Below are 20528 nucleotides of genomic sequence, written 5' to 3' on the forward strand. Positions count from 1 at the left end.
GTATCACATACAAATTATCACCGCAGGACCATAGTATTTACATAAGGTTTGTCCCCCGGAGGTAGTCATCGCAGCAATCGAGTAAATTAGCTTCACCACGGTATATTGTTTCCGTAGAATACCCATAATTATAAGAGAGGTTGTTATGATTGAACGTGAACTGGGGAACTGGAAAGACTTTATCGAAGTTATGCTTCGTAAGTAATTCCTGAGACAAAGTACAAACAGCAAGAACCCGCTGAGCAGGTTCTTAATCGGAAAGTTGAAAAAGGCGACACATTAGCATGTCGCCTTTTTTATTGCTTATTCCGGGCGCGGCTTCAGCGGGAAGCGGCGGCGCACCAGTACAAAGAACAGCGGCACGAAGTAAATAGCCAGAATAGTGGCCGAAATCATCCCGCCCATTACGCCAGTACCCACCGCATGCTGACCACCGGAACCGGCACCCGTGCTGGTTGCCATTGGCAATACGCCGAAGATAAATGCCAGCGAGGTCATCAGAATCGGGCGTAAACGCTGACGGCAGGCGTGGAGCGTCGCTTCAAACAGGTCGTGGCCTTTTTGGTTCATCTCGTTAGCAAACTCGACGATCAGGATGGCGTTTTTCGCCGATAAACCAATGACCGTTAACAGGCCCACCTGGAAGTAAACGTCGTTTTCCAGCCCGCGCATCCAGGTTGCCAGCAGCGCGCCGATAACCCCCAGCGGCACGACCAGCATTACCGAGAACGGCACCGACCAGCTTTCATACAACGCCGCCAGACACAGGAATACCACCAGCAAGGAAATAGCGTACAGCGCCGGAGCCTGCGCGCCGGAAAGCCGCTCCTGATACGACATCGCCGTCCACTCCAGACCAAAGCCGTTTGGCAACTGCTTCACTAACGATTCCATAATATCCATCGCCGTACCGGTACTGACCCCCGGTGCGGCTTCCCCAACAATCTCAACCGCAGAATAACCGTTATAGCGTTCCAGACGCGGCGAGCCTGTCTCCCAGCGTGAGGTCGCGAAAGCAGAGAAGGGCACCATGCCGCCATCTTTATTTCGGACATACCAGAGATTGATGTCATCTGGCAGCATGCGATACGGCGCAGCTGCCTGCACATAGACTTTCTTCACGCGACCGCGATCCATAAAGTCATTAACATAGCTCGAACCCCAGGCGGTTTGCAGTGTGTCGTTAATATCGTCGATATCAACGCCCAGCGCCTGAGCTTTACGCTGGTCGATATCAATCTGCAACTGCGGACTGTCGTCGAGGCCGTTATGGCGCACACGGGTTAGCTCCGGGTTTTCCGCCGCCAGCGCCAGCAACTGGTTACGTGCTGCCATCAGCGCATCGTGACCTGCTCCAGCGTGGTCCTGCAACTCCATATCAAAACCCGCAGAACTACCAAGACCGCTAATTGCTGGCGGGCTGCTGGCGATAACGCGAGCTTCTTTAATCTTGTTAAACGCCTTTGTTGCACGCTCGATAATGGCAAACGAGGTGCCGGTCTTACTGTCGCGTTCGCTCCAGTCTTTCAGGCGGATAAACATTCGCGCCACGTTTTGCCCGTTACCCCCGGGGCCAGAACCAACAGTGGCAAACACCGACATGATGTTGTCTTTTTCATGGGTGAAGTAATATTTCTCGATTTGCTCAACGACTTTCAGGGTCTGTTGTTGGGTTGAACCGCTGGGCAATTGTACCGAGGTAGTAAACATGCCACGGTCTTCCAGCGGTAAGAACGACGTCGGCAAACGCAGGAACAGGAACACCATGCCGCCAAGCAGCAGGACATAAATCACAATCCAGCGCAGGCTACGGTGGAGAATTTTCGCCACCCCTTTTTCGTAGCGTTCGGCGTTGCGGTTAAACATCTGGTTAAACCAGGCAAAAAAGCCTTTTTGCCCGTGATGCTCACCTTTTTTCAGTGGCTTAAGTAGTGTGGCACACAGAGCCGGAGTGAGGATCATCGCTACCAGTACTGACAGCACCATCGCCGCAACAATGGTAATAGAGAACTGGCGATAGATGGCACCGGTGGTGCCGCCGAAGAAGGCCATTGGTACAAATACCGCCGAAAGAACCATCGCAATCCCGACCAGTGCCCCCTGGATCTGCCCCATCGATTTACGTGTGGCTTCGCGAGGAGTGAGTCCTTCCTCACTCATAATACGTTCGACGTTTTCCACCACCACGATGGCGTCATCCACCAGCAGACCGATCGCCAGCACCATCGCGAACATGGTTAAGGTGTTGACGCTGTAACCAAAGGCGTAAAGTACGGAGAAGGTTCCCATCAACACCACCGGCACGGCGATAGTGGGTATCAGCGTGGCGCGGAAGTTTTGCAGGAACAGATACATAACGAGGAAAACCAGAGCGATAGCTTCCAGCAGCGTTTTCACCACGTCTTCAATGGAGGCTTTAACAAACGAGGTGGTTTCATACGCCACCTTGTATTCCAGTCCGTGCGGGAAGTACTGCGCCAGCTCGTCGAGACGATTGAGCACCAGCTCCGCTGTCGCCATTTCGTTTGCGCCGGAGGCCAGTTTTACCCCCAGCCCGGAGGCTGGCTTACCATTGAAGCGGCTAAGATAATCGTATTTCTCCGCCCCCATTTCGACGGTGGCGACATCGCCCAGCCTTACCTCTGAGCCGTCTTGATTCACCCGCAAGGTGATATCGCGGAACTGTTCTGGTGTTTGCAGCAGTGACTGGGCGTTAATGGTGGCGTTGAGCGCCTGCTTATCGACGGAAGGTGTACCACCAAGTTGCCCAACCGCAATCTGCGCGTTCTGTGACTCAATGGCATCAGTGACATCTTTAGCCGTCATCTGGAAACTGTTGAGTTTCGCCGGGTCCAGCCAGATACGCATGGAATATTGCGAACCATAGGCATCGATATCCCCGACGCCATTCACGCGGCTTAACGGGTCCTGAATATTACTGGCAACATAATCGGCAATATCCTGTTTATCCATCGAACCATCGGTAGAGACGAAAGCAATGGTCAGAATATTGGTATCGCCGGTTTTACGCACCGTCACGCCCTGATTTTGCACCGCCTGCGGTAACTTTCGCATGGCTGATTGCAGCTGGTTTTGTACTTGCTGCACGGCTTCGTCCGGATCGGTGCCTGCTTTAAAACTTAAAGTGACAGATGCCTGACCGGTGCCACTGCTCTGAGATGACATATACATGAGATTATCGAGGCCGGTCATATTTTGCTCGATAACCTGGGTCACGGTGTTTTCCAGCGTCTGGGCCGATGCGCCGGGATAGTTAGCGGTCACTCGCACATTCGGTGGCGCGAGATCGGGGTATTGTTCAACGGGCAATGAGAAAATCGCCAGGGTACCTGTCAGACACAACAGGATTGCCAGCACCCAGGCAAAAATGGGGCGATCAATAAAGAAATTCGCCATTAAAAGAGGACCTCGTGTTTCTGCGTATCGTTGTAGGCTTGACTTGCTTCACTGTAGCGGCAAGGTACGAGCCAATCGTGGAGAAAAAAAGGAGTTAATGTAAATTATCATGCCCTTTTATACTGAACCTTAAGTGCAAGTATTCTTTGGTCAGTAGGAGGCATTACATCAGCTGACTTTCCTCACCCTCCGCGGAGCGAAAGCTAATACTCACTAACGTGCCGCCGCCGGAAGGTTGTGAAAAAGTCAGCGTCCCACCCAGCCGTTCCGCGCGTTCGCGCATGATATTCAGACCATAATGACCTTCGGGCTCTTTCGGTTCACCGATGCCAATCCCGTTATCACGGATATAAACCGTGTGATTGCCGTCCGGCGCGGTGACGCAACTGACGGCGATTTCGCTGGCGTTGGCGTGCTTCATCGCATTCAGCACCGCTTCGCGAATAATTTGCAACAAATGCACCTGCATTTGCGCATCCAGCGCCAGGGTTGGCAGACGGCAGTCGAGGGTCAGTTTGGCGCTGGTTTGATTTTGTAACGTATCCAGCATTTCCCTCAACGCGGAGGGGAGATCCGCCTGCTGCAGCGTCAGGCGGAAAGTAGTCAACAGCTCGCGTAACTGCCGATAAGCATCATTCAACGCCTGGGAAAAATCGGCCATGATACTTTGTGCGGTGGCGTTATCTTCCGGTATCGAACGCTTCAGTAACGTCAACTGGATACGTAAGTAAGAAAGTACCTGAGCCAGCGAGTCGTGCAATTCGCGGGCGATGGTTGCACGTTCTTCCATCAACAATAACTGCTGAAAATGCTTCTGCGCCTGATTAAAGTACAAACCGCGTCCCAGCATCGACGAAACGCTGTTAAGCAGCGGTTCTGATGATGAAACGTGACTATTTTGCCAGTGCAGTTCGCCGTAAACCGTCTCTTGCATTGTCACCGGTAAAATCTGCATCGGCAATTCCGGGTTTGGTTGCCCTTCGCTAATCCGCCAGTTTTCACCGACATTTAACTCCAGATATTCAGCCGCTTCATTGTCGCGAACAATCTGCAAAATATGGCGGAAACAATGCACATCAATCTGGCTGGTGTTCAGCGCCTGGGAACATTGATACAACACCTCCAGACGACGCTTGGCCTCGTGGAGATCGCGGGTCTTTTCTTCTACTGACGCCTCCAGCGAAAGGTACAATTTATGCAGCTCGCTCGACATCTGGTTAAAGGTTTTTGCAAGCAGACCAAGCTCATTCGGCAGACTGGTATCCAGCGGCGGCGAGTCGAACTGCCCGTGTTCAATACGTTGACTGGCGGTAACCAGCTGATTCAGCGGGGCAACCACCTGATGGCGTATACGGCGCAAAGTAAAAAAGACCAGCGTGAAAATACCGATACCGCCAGCCAGGGAAATCGCCACCACCAGCAGCATTTTGCGTTCAGCGTAGTGCTGTAAAGCCAGCACGAACAGGTCTATCTGATTAACATAATTATTAATATTGGCCTGATACCACGGCAAATCGCCCTTGCTGAGCCGATTATTCATCTCCAGCCAGTTGGCATTCAGATGCGCATAGCGAGTTTTTACTGCTTCTGGCACATACCAGACGTTGAGATTGGTTAATACCGGTGAATGCAGTGCCTGCTGAAACAACTGGCGATGTGCATTGAGTTGTGGACTGCCACTTTGCAAGTCGTAGCCCAGGCGGTAACTCTGCATACGTAGCGATCCGGCAATATTGATAGCCTCAGCGTCGCGCAAACTGCTCGCCAGAGTTAGCAGAGCGATACCCGTGGAAAGAATCGACAGCAGCACAATGTAAAAAAAGGCCCGGGCCAGACTGGCCGAGACGGGTCGTTTAACAATCACACGCGTCTTCTCCACAAAAAATCATTAATGTTCCAGTTAGCTGAAACACAATTTAGTCAGTGATGGGATTATTTGATCTGCCACAGTTTATAGCGAAATAGTTACTTATTCTGGGCACATGAACATTGCCGATTCCCCTGTAAGTCGGGTAATAACAACACTCATATAAAGAATAAGGTTTTTACAACCAAAAAAGAAGGTCGTTATGAATCGTTTTATTATGGCCAACAGTCAGCAATGTCTGGGTTGTCATGCTTGTGAAATCGCCTGTGTCATGGCTCACAATGATGAGCAACATGTCCTGAGCCAACACCATTTTCATCCCCGAATTACGGTTATCAAACATCAACAGCAACGTAGTGCAGTGACCTGTCACCATTGTGAAGATGCGCCCTGCGCCCGTAGCTGCCCTAATGGCGCAATCAGCCACGTTGATGACAGCATTCAGGTCAATCAGCAAAAGTGTATTGGCTGTAAATCCTGCGTGGTGGCCTGTCCTTTTGGTACGATGCAAATCGTCCTGACACCCGTCGCGGCAGGAAAAGTAAAAGCCACGGCGCATAAATGCGACCTTTGTGCGGGGCGCGAAAACGGTCCTGCCTGTGTTGAGAATTGCCCGGCGGACGCGCTGCAACTGGTCACTGACGTCGCACTCTCCGGCATGGCGAAATCCCGCCGCTTGCGCACCGCGCGTCAGGAACATCAACCGTGGCATGCCAGTACCGCGGCGCAAGAAATGCCGGTAATGAGTAAAGTCGAACAAATGCAGGCAACGCCCGCGCGTGGCGAGCCGGATAAACTGGCGATTGAAGCGCGCAAAACCGGTTTTGATGAAATTTATCTGCCATTTCGCGCCGACCAGGCACAACGGGAAGCCTCGCGCTGCCTTAAGTGCGGCGAGCACAGCGTTTGTGAATGGACCTGCCCGCTGCATAACCATATTCCGCAGTGGATTGAACTGGTGAAAGCCGGAAACATCGACGCCGCCGTCGAGCTTTCTCACCAGACCAACACCCTGCCGGAAATTACCGGACGCGTTTGTCCGCAAGACCGTTTGTGTGAAGGTGCCTGTACTATTCGCGATGAGCACGGTGCTGTAACTATCGGCAACATTGAACGCTATATTTCAGATCAGGCGTTGGCGAAAGGTTGGCGTCCTGACTTAAGTCATGTCACCAAAGTGGACAAGCGGGTGGCGATTATCGGGGCAGGCCCGGCAGGGCTGGCCTGTGCGGATGTTCTGACCCGCAATGGCGTGGCGGTGACGGTGTACGATCGCCATCCAGAAATTGGTGGCTTGCTCACTTTCGGCATTCCTTCTTTCAAACTGGATAAATCCCTGCTGGCACGCCGTCGGGAAATCTTCAGCGCGATGGGGATTCACTTCGAACTCAATTGTGAAGTGGGTAAAGATGTCTCTTTGGATTCGCTTTTGGAACAATACGACGCGGTCTTCGTTGGCGTAGGCACTTACCGTTCCATGAAAGCGGGTTTACCCAATGAAGATGCGCCGGGCGTTTATGACGCGCTGCCGTTCCTCATTGCCAACACTAAACAGGTGATGGGGCTCGAAGAGCTACCGGAAGAGCCGTTTATCAATACCGCCGGACTTAACGTCGTGGTACTGGGCGGCGGCGACACCGCGATGGACTGTGTGCGTACTGCGCTGCGCCACGGCGCGAGTAACGTCACCTGCGCTTATCGTCGTGATGAAGCTAACATGCCAGGCTCGAAGAAAGAGGTGAGGAACGCCCGCGAAGAGGGGGCCAACTTCGAATTTAACGTCCAGCCGGTGGCGCTTGAGCTGAATGAACAAGGTCACGTCTGCGGGATTCGTTTCCTGCGCACGCGTCTTGGCGAGCCGGATGCCCAGGGGCGTCGGCGACCTGTACCGATTGAGGGCAGTGAATTTGTCATGCCAGCCGATGCGGTGATTATGGCGTTTGGCTTCAATCCACACGGGATGCCGTGGCTGGAGTCGCACGGTGTAACGGTAGACAAATGGGGCCGCATCATCGCGGATGTGGAAAGCCAGTACCGTTACCAGACCACCAATCCGAAAATCTTCGCCGGTGGCGACGCCGTGCGTGGTGCGGATCTGGTGGTTACCGCAATGGCAGAAGGACGTCATGCGGCACAGGGGATTATTGACTGGCTGGGGGTAAAATCAGTCAAATCTCACTGATAGCCTGCGCAGACAAACCCGACTTCACAGCGTAAGATAATTGTTCATTTCGCGCTGTGGAGTCGGTATGACGCAACAAATCACCCTCATTAAAGACAAAATTCTCTCCGATAACTATTTCACCCTGCACAACATTACCTACGATCTCACGCGCAAAGATGGCGAAGTTATCCGCCATAAACGTGAAGTTTACGATCGCGGTAATGGTGCGACGATCCTCCTGTACAACGCGAAGAAAAAGACCGTGGTTCTGATTCGTCAGTTCCGCGTCGCTACCTGGGTTAATGGCAATGAAAGTGGGCAGCTGATTGAAACCTGCGCCGGGCTGCTGGATAACGACGAACCGGAAGTGTGCATTCGCAAAGAAGCGATTGAAGAGACGGGCTATGAAGTGGGCGAAGTGCGCAAATTATTTGAACTGTATATGTCGCCTGGCGGTGTGACTGAGCTAATCCACTTTTTTATCGCCGAATACAGTGACAATCAGCGCGCTAACGCCGGTGGCGGTGTTGAAGATGAAGATATTGAAGTGCTCGAGCTGCCGTTCAGCCAGGCGCTGGAGATGATCAAAACCGGCGAGATACGTGACGGTAAGACGGTGTTATTGCTTAACTATTTGCAAACGTCACATTTAATGGACTGAAAAATAACAATAATATTTCGTTGTTTATTATTGGCTCAATCCGACAAATCTGATTGAGCCGCGCTACCTGCGCAACGAAGATACGACTTGTGCTGTTTGTTTGAACTTCTGGGGTCGTACCGTCCATGCGCTATCGCATTTTCCTTCTCTTTTTTTTCGCTTTGTTGCCGACGTCTTTGGTGTGGGCGGCACCAGCGCAACGGGCGTTTTCCGACTGGCAGGTCACCTGTAATAACCAAAACTTCTGCGTGGCGCGCAATACGGGCGATCATAATGGACTGGTGATGACCCTGAGCCGCAGCGCCGGGGCGCATACCGATGCCGTTTTACGTATTGAGCGCGGCGGGTTGAAGTCGCCGGATGCGTCTGAAGGAGAGATAGCGCCACGGCTGCTGTTAGATGGTGAGCCGTTGGCGTTAAGTGGTGACAAGTGGCGGATTTCACCATGGTTATTAGTAACCGATGATACGGCAACCATCACCGCGTTTTTGCAGATGATTCAGGAAGGGAAGGCGATCACCTTACGCGACGGCAATCAGACCATTTCTCTGAGTGGCTTAAAAGCGGCGTTGTTGTTTATTGATGCTCAGCAAAAGCGCGTTGGCAGTGAAACCGCGTGGATCAAGAAAGGGGACGAACCGCCGCTCAGCGTACCGCCCGCGCCTGCGCTGAAAGAGGTCGCGGTGGTTAACCCAACGCCGACGCCACTCTCACTCGAAGAACGCAACGATTTGCTGGATTATGGAAACTGGCGGATGAATGGTCTGCGCTGCTCGCTTGATCCGTTACGTCGTGAGGTGAATGTCACTGCGCTGACTGATGATAAAGCGCTGATGATGATTAGCTGTGAGGCAGGGGCCTATAACACCATTGATTTGGCATGGATTGTGTCGCGTAAAAAGCCACTAGCCTCGCGCCCGGTTCGGTTGCGTTTGCCGTTCAACAACGGTCAGGAGACGAATGAACTGGAACTGATGAACGCAACATTTGATGAGAAATCGCGTGAACTGGTGACCTTAGCGAAAGGGCGCGGATTAAGCGATTGTGGCATTCAGGCGCGCTGGCGCTTTGACGGTCAGCGTTTTCGCCTGGTGCGTTATGCCGCAGAACCCACCTGCGATAACTGGCATGGGCCAGACGCCTGGCCCACGTTGTGGATCACCCGTTAAACAAAATTGCGGGGACATGTAGGCCGGATAAGACGCTGTAGGCCGGATAAGACGCGTCAGCGTCGCATCCGGCAATCAGCATCCGGCGATCACCATCAGGCACCTTTCACTCCCAGCACCTTATGCGCTTTTGCCACAATATTCTCGGCGGTAAAGCCAAAGAACGGGAACAGCTTATCCGCCGGAGCAGATTCCCCGTAACCCGTCATCCCGACAATTGCCCCTTTCAGACCAACATACTTGTACCAGTAATCGGCAATACCTGCTTCCACCGCCACGCGAGCCGCAACGTTAGAAGGCAACACCGACTCCCGATATTCCTCATCCTGGGCGTCGAAAATATCGGTCGAGGGCAGGGAAACTACGCGTACATTGCGACCTTCTCCTGCTAATTTCTCTGCCGCTTGCAGGGTAATTTCCATCTCTGAACCGGTGGCAATCAGAATAATATCTGGCTTACCGCCGCTGTCTTTCAGCACATAACCGCCACGAGCAATCTCTTTAACCTGATCCGGCGTACGTTCCACCTGGGCCAGATTCTGCCTTGAGAGGATCAGTGCCGTCGGTCCGTTGTGGCGCTCAACCGCCAGCTTCCAGCCCACCGCCGCTTCCACCTGATCGCACGGTCGCCAGGTGCTGAAATTTGGCGTTAAGCGCAGGCTGGCCAGTTGCTCAACAGCCTGGTGCGTCGGACCATCTTCGCCCAGGCCAATTGAGTCGTGGGTATAAACCATAATCTGCCGCGCTTTCATCAGTGCCGCCATCCGCGCGGCGTTACGGGCGTATTCAACAAACATCAGGAACGTCGCGGTATACGGCACAAAGCCGCCGTGGTGCGCGATGCCGTTGGCGATAGCGGTCATGCCAAATTCACGCACCCCGTAGTGAATGTAGTTGCCCGCTGGATCTTCCTTCAGCGAAACAGAACCTTTCCAGATGGTCAGGTTGCTGGGAGCCAGATCCGCCGAACCGCCGAGCAACTCAGGCAGCATCGGCCCGTAAGCGTTAAGCGTATTTTGCGAAGCCTTACGGGTAGCGATTTTCGCCGGATTTGCCTGTAACTCATTGATATATTTCTGAGTCGTTTTCTCCCAGTCCTTCGGTAAACCACCGCTCATCCGTCGGGTAAACTCTTCTGCCAGTTGCGGATGAGCCTTTTTATAGGCGGCAAACTTCTCATTCCAGCTCTGCTGCGCTTTTTCGCCTTTTTCACGGGCATCCCAGGCGTGATAAATCTTTTTAGGGATCTCAAATGGCGGATGGTGCCAGCCCAGTTTTTGCCGTGCCAGCGCCACTTCTTCTTCCCCCAGTGGTGCGCCGTGCGCCTCTTCCTTACCTGCTTTATTCGGCGAACCAAAGCCAATCACCGTACGGCAGATAATCAGCGACGGCTTATCTTTCACGCTTTGCGCTTCAAGGATCGCTTCCTTCACCGCCTGCGGATCGTGACCGTCGATTTCATGGATCACATGCCAGTGATAGGCTTCAAAACGTTTTGCCGTATCGTCGGTAAACCAGCCTTCTGTTTCACCGTCGATGGAAATACCGTTGTGATCGTAAAAACCAATCAGCTTGCCCAGTCCCAGCGTGCCTGCCAGCGAACAGACTTCGTGGGAAATACCTTCCATCAGGCAGCCGTCGCCCATAAACACATAGGTGAAGTGATCGACGATCTCATGGTCTGGCTGGTTAAACTGCGCCGCCAATGTACGTTCCGCTATCGCCAGCCCGACGGCGTTCGCCAAACCTTGTCCAAGCGGGCCGGTGGTGGTTTCAACGCCTGGCGTATAGCCAATCTCCGGGTGGCCTGGGGTTTTCGAATGCAACTGACGGAAGTTCTTCAGTTCTTCCAGCGGCAGGTCGTAACCGGTCAGATGTAGCAAACTGTAGAGCAGCATCGACGCGTGACCGTTGGAAAGAATAAAGCGGTCGCGATCATACCAGGTTGGGTCGGTAGGATTATGTTTAAGAAAATCGTTCCACAGCACTTCGGCAATATCAGCCATGCCCATCGGCGCGCCGGGATGACCAGAATTGGCTTTTTGTACCGCATCCATACTGAGTGCGCGAATCGCATTGGCAAGGTCTTTTCGGGACATATAACACTCCGTGGCTGGTTTATAGTTTGGCGGCAAGAAGATCTTCCAGTTTGCGTTGATCAACGGCGAACAGACGAATGCCTTCAGACAGTTTTTCTACCGCCATCGCATCCTGATTGTGCTCCCAACGGAACTCCGCTTCGCTCATGGGTGCTGGGCGTGGGAACGTCTGAGAAGGCGGGATTAATTTACGTACCACTGGCGAAACTTTTTCCTGCAGCTCCTTCAGCAAATTCGGTGCGATAGTCAGTCGATCGCAGCCGGTTAAGGCGAGGATTTGTTCGGTGCGACGGAAGCTCGCGCCCATCACAATGGTTTCATAGTGGTGTTGCTTATAGTAGTCGTAGATATTGCGCACCGATTTAACGCCCGGATCTTCTTCCACCACATACGGGTCCATCGGCTTGCGTGCCTGATACCAGTCATAAATACGCCCGACAAACGGCGAAATCAGAAAAACGCCCGCTTCTGCACAGGCCCGCGCCTGGGCAAAAGAAAACAGCAGCGTCAGGTTGCAGTTAATACCTTCTTTTTCCAGCTCTTCGGCCGCGCGAATTCCTTCCCAGGTCGAAGCCAGTTTGATCAAAATGCGTGATTTCTCAACGCCTTGTTGCTGATACAAGTCCACCAGATGGCGCGCCTTCTCAATACTCTTTTCTTTATCAAAAGAGAGGCGTGCATCAACTTCTGTTGACACGCGACCGGGTACGATTTTGAGAATTTCAGCACCGAAATTGACTGCCAGTTTGTCACACGCTGCGACCACCTGTTGTTCCTGGGTCTTGCCATTTTTTTTACCCCAGGCGATAGCATCGTCTATTAAATGCTCATATTGTGATAATCCGGCAGCTTTGAGTAACAGCGAAGGATTGGTGGTGGCATCCTGGGGATGATAATGGCGAATGGACTCAATATCGCCGCTGTCTGCCACGACAGTGGTGAACTGTTTGATGCCGTCTAACTCGTTCATAGGAAATACTCCTTGAAAAGTAAAGTGTTAGATGAGTGCGTTAATTCACACTTCTGAGAAATTTCGCTAAACGCATCAAAAAAGCATAGCAGACAGGCATGGTATTGCTGGATTAAGCAGGTAACATCAGTGTTATAGGATTATTACCAAAACATTATATTAATGGTGAGAGTTTGGACTTGCTCAAAGTCTGTAGACTCCGGCAGGGTAATAATGTGCGCCACGTTGTGGGCAGGGGCTGTTGCCCACACACTTTATTTGTGAACGTTACGTGAAAGGAACAACCAAATGGATGACCAGTTAAAACAAAGTGCACTTGATTTCCATGAATTTCCAGTTCCAGGGAAAATCCAGGTTTCTCCAACCAAGCCTCTGGCAACGCAGCGCGATCTGGCGCTGGCCTACTCACCAGGCGTTGCCGCACCTTGTCTTGAAATCGAAAAAGACCCGTTAAAAGCCTACAAATATACCGCGCGCGGTAACCTGGTGGCGGTGATCTCTAACGGTACGGCGGTGCTGGGGTTAGGCAACATTGGCGCGCTGGCTGGCAAACCGGTGATGGAAGGCAAGGGCGTTCTGTTTAAGAAATTCGCCGGGATTGATGTATTTGACATTGAAGTTGATGAACTCGACCCGGACAAATTTATTGAAGTTGTCGCTGCGCTCGAACCGACCTTCGGCGGAATCAACCTCGAAGACATTAAAGCGCCAGAATGTTTCTATATTGAACAGAAACTGCGCGAGCGGATGAATATTCCGGTATTCCACGACGATCAGCACGGCACGGCAATCATCAGCACTGCCGCCATCCTCAACGGCTTGCGCGTGGTGGAGAAAAACATCTCCGACGTGCGGATGGTGGTTTCCGGCGCGGGTGCCGCAGCAATCGCCTGTATGAACCTGCTGGTAGCGCTGGGTCTGCAAAAACATAACATCGTGGTTTGCGATTCAAAAGGCGTTATCTATCAGGGCCGTGAGCCAAACATGGCGGAAACCAAAGCCGCATATGCGGTGGTGGATGACGGCAAACGTACCCTCGATGATGTGATTGAAGGCGCGGATATTTTCCTTGGATGTTCCGGCCCGAAAGTGCTGACCCAGGAAATGGTGAAGAAAATGGCTCGTGCGCCAATGATCCTGGCGCTGGCGAACCCGGAACCGGAAATTCTGCCGCCGCTGGCGAAAGAAGTGCGTCCGGATGCCATCATTTGCACCGGTCGTTCTGACTATCCAAACCAGGTCAACAACGTCCTTTGCTTCCCGTTTATCTTCCGTGGCGCGCTGGATGTTGGCGCAACGGCTATCAATGAAGAGATGAAACTGGCGGCGGTACGCGCGATTGCGGAACTGGCCCACGCCGAACAGAGCGAAGTGGTGGCTTCAGCGTATGGCGATCAGGATCTGAGCTTTGGTCCGGAATACATCATTCCAAAACCGTTTGATCCGCGCTTGATCGTTAAGATCGCTCCTGCGGTCGCTAAAGCCGCGATGGAGTCGGGCGTGGCGACGCGTCCGATTGCTGATTTCGACGTCTACATCGACAAGCTGACTGAGTTCGTTTACAAAACCAACCTGTTTATGAAGCCGATTTTCTCCCAGGCTCGCAAAGCGCCGAAGCGCGTTGTTCTGCCAGAAGGGGAAGAGGCGCGCGTTCTGCATGCCACTCAGGAACTGGTAACGCTGGGACTGGCGAAACCGATCCTTATCGGTCGTCCGAACGTGATCGAAATGCGCATTCAGAAACTGGGCTTGCAGATCAAAGCGGGCGTTGATTTTGAGATCGTCAATAACGAATCCGATCCGCGCTTTAAAGAGTACTGGACCGAATACTTCCAGATCATGAAGCGTCGCGGTGTCACTCAGGAACAGGCGCAGCGGGCGCTGATCAGTAACCCGACAGTGATCGGCGCGATCATGGTTCAGCGTGGGGAAGCCGATGCAATGATCTGCGGTACGGTGGGCGATTATCATGAACATTTTAGCGTGGTGAAAAATGTCTTTGGTTATCGCGATGGCGTTCACACCGCAGGTGCAATGAACGCGCTGCTGCTGCCGAGTGGTAACACCTTTATTGCCGATACCTACGTCAATGACGAACCAGACGCAGAAGAGCTGGCGGAGATCACCTTGATGGCGGCAGAAACTGTCCGTCGTTTTGGTATTGAGCCGCGCGTTGCTCTGTTGTCGCACTCCAACTTTGGTTCTTCTGACTGCCCGTCGTCGAGCAAAATGCGTCAGGCGCTGGAACTGGTCAGGGATCGTGCGCCAGATCTGATGATTGATGGTGAAATGCACGGCGATGCAGCGCTGGTGGAAGCGATTCGCAACGACCGTATGCCGGACAGCCCTTTGAAAGGTTCTGCCAATATTCTGGTGATGCCGAACATGGAAGCTGCCCGCATTAGTTACAACTTACTGCGCGTTTCCAGCTCGGAAGGTGTGACTGTCGGTCCGGTGCTGATGGGCGTGGCGAAACCGGTTCACGTGTTAACGCCGATCGCATCGGTGCGTCGTATCGTCAACATGGTGGCGCTGGCCGTGGTTGAAGCGCAAACCCAACCGCTGTAATTCTTTTTTAACTCTCACGCTTACCCTGAATATTCAGGGTAAGCGGTTTGGCTGCAATATATTAGTAAAGCTTATTACTGAGTTTGCGAATAATAAAAAAAGCAGTCTATATAATATCTCGATATTATTTTATTTATATTCATGCGTTGCATATGAAAGTTTATGCACCACAGCGAATATCTCTCCATTCTTAGTGATCTACCTCACCTTTTAAACGCGCTTGCCGAATTTTGTTATTTACTCTGACGAAAAATTGTCACGATACACGAAAGTTTTTCACAGGCGGCGACTCATGGATAAAGAACGCATCATTCAGGAATTTGTGCCCGGCAAACAGGTCACACTGGCGCATCTCATCGCGCATCCCGGTGAGGAACTGGCGAAGAAAATCGGCGTTCCGGATGCGGGCGCAATTGGCATTATGACGCTAACTCCCGGCGAAACGGCGATGATCGCCGGTGATTTAGCGCTGAAAGCCGCTGATGTGCATATCGGTTTTCTCGACCGCTTCAGCGGTGCATTGGTGATTTATGGCTCGGTGGGCGCAGTAGAAGAAGCGTTATCACAAACCGTCAGCGGTTTAGGTCGCTTATTAAATTATACGCTTTGTGAAATGACCAAAAGTTAATACGAGGCATTCATGAAACGAATTGCGTTTGTGGGTACCGTCGGGGCAGGAAAAACAACGTTATTTAATGCGTTGCAGGGGAATTATACCCTCGCCAGAAAAACACAGGCCGTGGAATTTAATGATAAGGGCGATATTGATACGCCGGGTGAATATTTTAGCCATCCCCGCTGGTATCACGCCTTAATTACCACGCTACAGGATGTAGACATGCTGATCTATGTCCATGGCGCAAATGACCCGGAAAGTCGGTTGCCTGCCGGGTTGCTGGATATTGGCGTCAGCAAACGGCAAATCGCCGTCATCAGTAAAACGGACATGCCAGATGCTGACGTCGCCGCAACGCGAAAGTTATTGCTTGAGACGGGTTTCGAAGAGCCGATTTTCGAGCTAAACAGCCACGACCCGCAAAGCGTGCAGCAACTGGTGGATTATCTGGCATCTCTCACCAAACAGGAGGAAGCAGGTGAAAAAACTCATCACAGCGAATGATATTCGTGAAGCACACGCGCGCGGCGAACAGGCAATGTCCGTGGTTCTGCGCGCCAGCATTATTACCCCGGAAGCCCGTGAAGTGGCGGATCTACTGGGTTTTACCATCACCGAATGTGATGAATCGATCCCGGTAACGGCGTCCGTGCCCGCCAGCGTGCCAGCCGACAAAACCGAAAGCCAGCGCATCCGCGAAACCATCATTGCCCAGCTGCCGGAAGGCCAGTTTACCGAAAGCCTGGTCGCACAGCTGATGGAAAAAGTGATGAAGGAAAAACAGTCGCTGGAGCAGGGCGCAATGCAGCCGAGCTTCAAATCGGTGACCGGCAAAGGCGGCATCAAAGTGATTGATGGCAGCAGCGTCAAGTTTGGTCGTTTCGACGGCGCAGAGCCGCATTGCGTGGGCTTGACTGATCTTGTGACCGGAGACGACGGCAGCAGCATGGCCGCCGGTTTTATGCAGTGGGAGAACGCATTCTTCCCGTGGACCCTGAACTATGACGAAATCGACATGGTGCTGGAAGGGGAGCTGCATGTTCGCCACGAAGGCCAAACCATGATCGCCAAAGCAGGCGACGTGATGTTTATCCCGAAAGGCTCCAGCATCGAATTTGGTACGACATCCAGCGTGAAATTCCTGTATGTCGCCTGGCCGGCTAACTGGCAATCCCTATGAAAGATTTCATCACCGAAGCATGGCTAAGAGCGAACCATACGCTCAGCGAAGGCGCAGAGATCCATCTCCCTGCGGACAGTCGCCTGACGCCCTCTGCCCGGGAGTTGCTGGAAAGCCGCCATCTGCGCATCAAGTTTATTGACGAGCAGGGCCGCCTGTTTGTTGACGATGAACAGCAGCAGCCGCAGCCCGTTCATGGGCTGACCAGTAGCGATGAACATCCGCAGGCGTGCTGCGAACTGTGCCGCCAGCCGGTGGCAAAAAAGCCGGATACGCTGACTCACCTGTCGGCGGAAAAAATGGTCGCCAAAAGCGATCCGCGTCTGGGTTTTCGCGCGGTTCTCGACAGCACCATTGCGCTGGCAGTGTGGCTGCAAATTGAACTGGCGGAACCGTGGCAGCCGTGGCTGGCGGATATCCGTTCGCGTCTTGGCAACATTATGCGCGCCGATGCGCTGGGGGAACCGCTGGGCTGCCAGGCGATTGTCGGGCTTTCTGACGAAGATCTGCATCGGCTTTCTCATCAGCCGCTGCGCTATCTCGACCACGATCATCTGGTGCCGGAAGCCAGCCACGGGCGCGATGCTGCGTTGCTCAATCTGCTACGCACCAAAGTGCGGGAAACCGAAACCGTAGCGGCGCAGGTCTTTATCACCCGCAGCTTTGAAGTATTACGCCCGGACATTTTGCAGGCGCTGAACCGCCTTTCCAGCACGGTCTACGTGATGATGATCCTGAGCGTAACGAAGCAGCCGCTAACGGTGAAGCAGATCCAACAACGACTGGGGGAAACGCAATGATTATTGAACGTTGTCGTGAACTGGCGTTGCGAGCGCCCGCCAGAGTGGTTTTTCCGGATGCGTTAGACCAACGTGTGCTGAAAGCCGCGCAATATTTACATCAACAAGGTCTGGCAACGCCCATTCTGGTCGCCAATCCGTTTGAACTTCGTCAGTTTGCGCTCAGTCACGGCGTGGCGATGGACGGGCTACAGGTGATTGATCCGCATGGCAACCTCGCAATGCGGGAAGAATTTGCTCATCGCTGGCTGGCCCGCGCGGGCGAAAAAACGCCGCCGGATGCGCTGGAAAAACTTACCGACCCTCTGATGTTCGCCGCAGCAATGGTCAGCGCCGGTAAAGCGGATGTCTGTATCGCGGGCAACCTCTCTTCCACGGCAAATGTGCTGCGTGCCGGATTACGCATTATCGGCTTGCAGCCAGGCTGTAAAACGCTCTCTTCCATTTTCCTGATGTTGCCACAGTACAGCGGCCCGGCGTTGGGCTTTGCCGATTGCAGCGTGGTGCCACAGCCGACGGCGGCGCAGCTGGCGGATATCGCGCTTGCCAGTGCCGAAACCTGGCGCGCCATCACCGGAGAAGAGCCGCGCGTGGCGATGCTGTCGTTTTCCAGCAATGGTAGCGCCCGTCACCCCTGTGTTGCTAACGTCCAGCAGGCGACAGAAATCGTCCGTGAGCGCGCACCAAAGCTGGTGGTGGATGGCGAGTTACAGTTTGACGCCGCCTTCGTGCCGGAAGTGGCGGCGCAAAAAGCGCCTGCCAGCCCGCTACAGGGCAAGGCCAATGTGATGGTTTTTCCGTCGCTGGAAGCCGGAAATATTGGTTACAAAATCGCACAACGACTCGGCGGATATCGTGCCGTCGGGCCACTGATACAAGGACTTGCCGCGCCGATGCACGATCTCTCTCGTGGTTGTAGCGTGCAGGAAATTATCGAGCTGGCGCTGGTGGCAGCTGTGCCGCGTCAGACAGAAGTGAACCGCGAAAGCAGTTTACAAACACTGGTTGAATGAACGGTCCCGTTCTGGACCCTGATAAAGAGGAAAGCACAATGGAAGCATTAGGAATGATCGAAACCCGGGGCCTGGTTGCACTGATTGAGGCTTCTGACGCGATGGTGAAAGCTGCGCGCGTCAAGCTGGTTGGTGTTAAGCAGATTGGCGGCGGCCTGTGTACTGCCATGGTTCGTGGTGATGTTGCAGCCTGTAAAGCCGCGACCGATGCAGGTGCCGCAGCGGCACAGCGTATCGGCGAGCTGGTATCTGTACACGTTATCCCGCGTCCGCACGGCGACCTGGAAGAAGTCTTCCCGATCGGCCTGAAAGGCGATAGCAGCAACCTGTAATCACCCTGTGTGACGTCGATTCGGGCGTCACGCTCTCTCCTTTTTCATTTTACCTTCTGCGGAGGGTAGGGGGAGCTTTTACCTGAAATACGCCACGGAGGCGGGTATGAAACTGGCAGTCGTCACTGGACAAATTGTTTGTACCGTACGCCATCACGGACTGGCGCATGACAAATTGCTGATGGTGGAAATGATTGATCCACAAGGTAATCCTGACGGGCAATGCGCCGTCGCCATCGACAATATTGGCGCGGGAACCGGGGAGTGGGTGTTACTGGTGAGTGGCAGTTCCGCCCGCCAGGCGCATAAAAGCGAAACGTCACCGGTCGATCTGTGCGTGATTGGCATTGTCGATGAGGTGGTGTCTGGCGGTCAGGTAATTTTCCACAAATAAGGCAGAACATCATGAATCAACAGGATATTGAACAGGTGGTGAAAGCGGTACTGCTGAAAATGCAAAGCAGTGACACGCCGCCCGCCGCCGTTCATGAGATGGGCGTTTTCGCGTCCCTGGATGACGCCGTTGCGGCAGCCAAAGTCGCCCAGCAAGGGTTAAAAAGCGTGGCAATGCGCCAGTTAGCCATTGCTGCCATTCGTGAGGCAGGCGAAAAACACGCCAGAGATTTAGCGGAACTTGCCGTCAGTGAAACCGGCATGGGCCGCGTTGAAGATAAATTTGCCAAAAACGTCGCTCAGGCGCGCGGCACGCCAGGCGTTGAGTGTCTCTCTCCGCAGGTGCTGACCGGCGACAACGGCCTGACTTTAATTGAAAACGCGCCCTGGGGCGTGGTGGCTTCGGTAACTCCGTCCACTAACCCGGCGGCAACCGTAATTAATAACGCCATCAGCCTGATTGCCGCGGGCAACAGCGTCATTTTTGCCCCGCATCCGGCGGCGAAAAAAGTCTCCCAGCGGGCGATTACGCTGCTCAACCAGGCGATTGTTGCCGCAGGTGGGCCGGAAAACTTACTGGTTACTGTGGCAAATCCGGATATCGAAACCGCGCAACGCTTGTTCAAGTTTCCGGGTATCGGCCTGCTGGTGGTAACCGGCGGCGAAGCGGTAGTAGAAGCGGCGCGTAAACACACCAATAAACGTCTGATTGCCGCAGGCGCTGGCAACCCGCCGGTAGTGGTGGATGAAACCGCCGACCTCGCCCGTGCCGCTCAGTCCATCGTCAAAGGCGCTTCTTTCGATAACAACATCATTTGTGCCGACGAAAAGGTACTGATTGTTGTTGATAGCGTAGCCGATGAACTGATGCGTCTGATGGAAGGCCAGCACGCGGTGAAACTGACCGCAGAACAGGCGCAGCAGCTGCAACCGGTGTTGCTGAAAAATATCGACGAGCGCGGAAAAGGCACCGTCAGCCGTGACTGGGTTGGTCGCGATGCGGCGAAAATCGCGGCGGCAATCGGCCTGAACGTGCCGCAAGAAACGCGTTTGCTGTTTGTGGAAACCACTGCAGAACATCCGTTTGCCGTGACCGAACTGATGATGCCGGTGCTGCCCGTCGTGCGCGTCGCCAACGTGGCGGATGCCATTGCGCTGGCGGTGAAACTGGAGGGCGGTTGCCACCACACGGCGGCAATGCACTCGCGCAATATCGAAAACATGAACCAGATGGCGAACGCCATTGATACCAGCATTGTCGTTAAGAACGGACCGTGCA

17 protein-coding genes are annotated in these 20528 nt (G+C 53.5%); 13 read left to right on the forward strand and 4 right to left on the reverse strand.

Annotated elements, in window-relative coordinates; genetic code table 11:
• Positions 1-145 precede the first annotated feature (145 nt).
• Positions 146-205 (forward strand): protein YpfM, encoded by a 60-nt coding sequence (gene ypfM, locus E0D98_RS12025; RefSeq protein WP_001386977.1) that lies wholly within the window; start codon positions 146-148, stop codon positions 203-205.
• Between the two features lie 98 nt (positions 206-303).
• Here ypfM and acrD read toward each other — a convergent pair whose 3' ends face one another.
• Together acrD and narQ are read right to left on the reverse strand one after the other, a co-directional pair.
• On the reverse strand, positions 304-3417 hold the full coding sequence (gene acrD, locus E0D98_RS12030) for a multidrug efflux RND transporter permease AcrD (RefSeq protein ID WP_001273141.1): 3114 nt from the start codon (positions 3415-3417) through the stop codon (positions 304-306).
• Positions 3418-3580: 163 nt separating this feature from the next.
• Positions 3581-5281, reverse strand: a complete 1701-nt coding sequence (narQ, locus tag E0D98_RS12035) for a nitrate/nitrite two-component system sensor histidine kinase NarQ (RefSeq protein ID WP_000636129.1) — start codon at positions 5279-5281, stop codon at positions 3581-3583.
• A 205-nt stretch (positions 5282-5486) separates the two neighbouring features.
• Between narQ and aegA the strand changes: the two genes are divergently transcribed.
• The 3 genes from aegA (at position 5487) to E0D98_RS12050 (ending at position 9278) form a co-directional block, all read left to right on the forward strand.
• Positions 5487-7466 carry a formate-dependent uric acid utilization protein AegA gene (gene aegA / locus E0D98_RS12040; protein WP_001078875.1) on the forward strand — a complete coding sequence of 660 codons (1980 nt, stop codon included), beginning with the start codon at positions 5487-5489 and terminating at the stop codon, positions 7464-7466.
• A gap of 67 nt (positions 7467-7533) precedes the next feature.
• On the forward strand, positions 7534-8109 hold the full coding sequence (gene nudK, locus E0D98_RS12045) for a GDP-mannose pyrophosphatase NudK (protein WP_000193711.1): 576 nt from the start codon (positions 7534-7536) through the stop codon (positions 8107-8109).
• Positions 8110-8234: 125 nt separating this feature from the next.
• Positions 8235-9278 (forward strand): DUF1176 domain-containing protein, encoded by a 1044-nt coding sequence (locus E0D98_RS12050; protein WP_001270524.1) that lies wholly within the window; start codon positions 8235-8237, stop codon positions 9276-9278.
• Between the two features lie 95 nt (positions 9279-9373).
• Here E0D98_RS12050 and tkt read toward each other — a convergent pair whose 3' ends face one another.
• Together tkt and tal are read right to left on the reverse strand one after the other, a co-directional pair.
• Positions 9374-11377 (reverse strand): transketolase, encoded by a 2004-nt coding sequence (gene tkt, locus E0D98_RS12055; protein ID WP_000087298.1) that lies wholly within the window; start codon positions 11375-11377, stop codon positions 9374-9376.
• 19 nt (positions 11378-11396) lie between these two features.
• A complete protein-coding gene (tal, locus tag E0D98_RS12060; protein WP_001003709.1) occupies positions 11397-12347 on the reverse strand; it encodes a transaldolase in 951 nt (316 codons plus the stop codon).
• Between the two features lie 288 nt (positions 12348-12635).
• Between tal and maeB the strand changes: the two genes are divergently transcribed.
• The 9 genes from maeB to E0D98_RS12105 form a co-directional block, all read left to right on the forward strand.
• Complete coding sequence (gene maeB, locus E0D98_RS12065; RefSeq protein ID WP_000342642.1) at positions 12636-14915, forward strand: NADP-dependent oxaloacetate-decarboxylating malate dehydrogenase; 2280 nt, start codon at positions 12636-12638, stop codon at positions 14913-14915.
• Between the two features lie 292 nt (positions 14916-15207).
• Entirely contained in the window at positions 15208-15543 is a 336-nt protein-coding gene (eutS, locus tag E0D98_RS12070; RefSeq protein ID WP_000356956.1) for an ethanolamine utilization microcompartment protein EutS, read from the forward strand.
• A 12-nt stretch (positions 15544-15555) separates the two neighbouring features.
• On the forward strand, positions 15556-16035 hold the full coding sequence (eutP, locus tag E0D98_RS12075; RefSeq protein ID WP_000820782.1) for an ethanolamine utilization acetate kinase EutP: 480 nt from the start codon (positions 15556-15558) through the stop codon (positions 16033-16035).
• Positions 16010-16711, forward strand: a complete 702-nt coding sequence (eutQ, locus tag E0D98_RS12080) for an ethanolamine utilization acetate kinase EutQ (protein ID WP_000733906.1) — start codon at positions 16010-16012, stop codon at positions 16709-16711. The genes eutP and eutQ overlap by 26 nt, the downstream gene beginning before the upstream one ends.
• Entirely contained in the window at positions 16708-17511 is an 804-nt protein-coding gene (eutT, locus tag E0D98_RS12085) for an ethanolamine utilization cob(I)yrinic acid a,c-diamide adenosyltransferase EutT (RefSeq protein WP_000651298.1), read from the forward strand. The genes eutQ and eutT overlap by 4 nt, the downstream gene beginning before the upstream one ends.
• The gene (gene pta, locus E0D98_RS12090) at positions 17508-18524 is read left to right on the forward strand and encodes a phosphate acetyltransferase (RefSeq protein WP_000582977.1); all 1017 of its coding nucleotides are present in this window, start codon (positions 17508-17510) and stop codon (positions 18522-18524) included. The genes eutT and pta overlap by 4 nt, the downstream gene beginning before the upstream one ends.
• A gap of 38 nt (positions 18525-18562) precedes the next feature.
• Positions 18563-18856 (forward strand): ethanolamine utilization microcompartment protein EutM, encoded by a 294-nt coding sequence (eutM, locus tag E0D98_RS12095; protein ID WP_000387713.1) that lies wholly within the window; start codon positions 18563-18565, stop codon positions 18854-18856.
• Between the two features lie 106 nt (positions 18857-18962).
• Positions 18963-19250 (forward strand): ethanolamine utilization microcompartment protein EutN, encoded by a 288-nt coding sequence (eutN, locus tag E0D98_RS12100; RefSeq protein WP_000762196.1) that lies wholly within the window; start codon positions 18963-18965, stop codon positions 19248-19250.
• Positions 19251-19261: 11 nt separating this feature from the next.
• On the forward strand, positions 19262-20528 hold a 1267-nt coding region (locus E0D98_RS12105; RefSeq protein ID WP_131890656.1), incomplete at its 3' end, for an aldehyde dehydrogenase family protein.

It is taken from the genome of Escherichia sp. KCJ4928, assembly GCF_004352695.1.
Taxonomy (GTDB): domain Bacteria; phylum Pseudomonadota; class Gammaproteobacteria; order Enterobacterales; family Enterobacteriaceae; genus ECMA0423.